The sequence below is a fragment of the Shewanella oncorhynchi genome, from assembly GCF_012584455.1.
Taxonomy (GTDB): Bacteria; Pseudomonadota; Gammaproteobacteria; order Enterobacterales; family Shewanellaceae; genus Shewanella; species Shewanella oncorhynchi.
The window spans coordinates 57,686-58,762 of sequence record NZ_JABAEB010000020.1; the positions used below are offsets into that span (position 1 = coordinate 57,686).

The following is a 1,077-nucleotide window of genomic DNA, read 5'->3' on the forward strand; positions in this document are numbered from 1 at the left end:
CCATTTTTTGTTGTAAATCAATTGTCTAACTAATAATTCTATTTTAATTCTGCGCCTAGGTTTAAATTCTTCAATTCTAGATAACATTAATTCAAACAAGCTAAACTTTTCACTTTTAAGTTTTTCTTCACTTTTATCTTTGTAGTTTAAATCCTACATTTCAGATTTGTGCCCAAGTGCCTAAACCCGTTTTTCGAAGATTTAGGTATGACCCCTACCCTAGTTACAGTGCTCATAAAAAGGTACAACTTTCACTGCATCTTTTGATTATACTTACGATCTAATTTGCTATGTCTGGCTTAGAACCAAGTGATTGGTCTTCTCTAACCGTTCCTGTGTGTCCGTCCATGGCTCCAGAATGGAGGTAGGTATTAATAGATGTTGCGGCAGCAGAAAGTTGACTATGTGTTTTTAAAAATCATCACAAACCACCCAGCTAGCCAAACAAGGTACTCTTGAGCATGTAGCAGAGCGTTGCCTGAATCAAAAGCTTAAAGGTGTAGAAGGGATTATAACCAGCATGATTATTTTGAAGAGCATTTAGAACGCTATAACTATGCTATCCGAGAAGATTCATCCAATCACAAATGAATAAAACATAGCCATTAATACAAATTTAATCTTGCCTGGTCCTATTATGGCCAGGCATGACTTTTATCAGATATTTTTGATTACACTATTGAGGTGAAAAATCAGGAGCCGCAGCACATAACTCATCATACAACTCGGAGAATGCTTCATCTCTTTCTGTTTCAGGTATTACTACTCCGTGTAATTGAGAGCGAAGATCGTCCCAACGCATCTTCAAAACTTGCCAATTATATTCATCATAGGTCCCTTTGAATACAATAGGTTTAACTTCTATAAAAGGCAGTTCAGACGGCTCCACTTGAGATGCTAACATTTCGTTAAACTCTTTTTCCCAACGAGAACCTAATCTATCGACTCGGCCTATTTGTTGCTCTACTACACCCGGATTCCATTCAGGGTGAAGTAAGTACTGTAGTGGTCAAGTAAAATTGGCCACGGTTTTAGAGTCATTCCAATATAAACGTTCTGACTCATTTGGCGTTAACC

Annotated in this window: 1 protein-coding gene; it reads right to left on the bottom strand. The window is 37.4% G+C overall.

What is annotated here, in order from left to right; translation table 11 throughout:
- Positions 1-676 precede the first annotated feature (676 nt).
- On the bottom strand, positions 677-904 hold the full coding sequence (locus HGO26_RS21420) for a hypothetical protein (protein ID WP_168827696.1): 228 nt from the start codon (positions 902-904) through the stop codon (positions 677-679).
- Between the last annotated feature and the right edge of the window lie 173 nt (positions 905-1,077).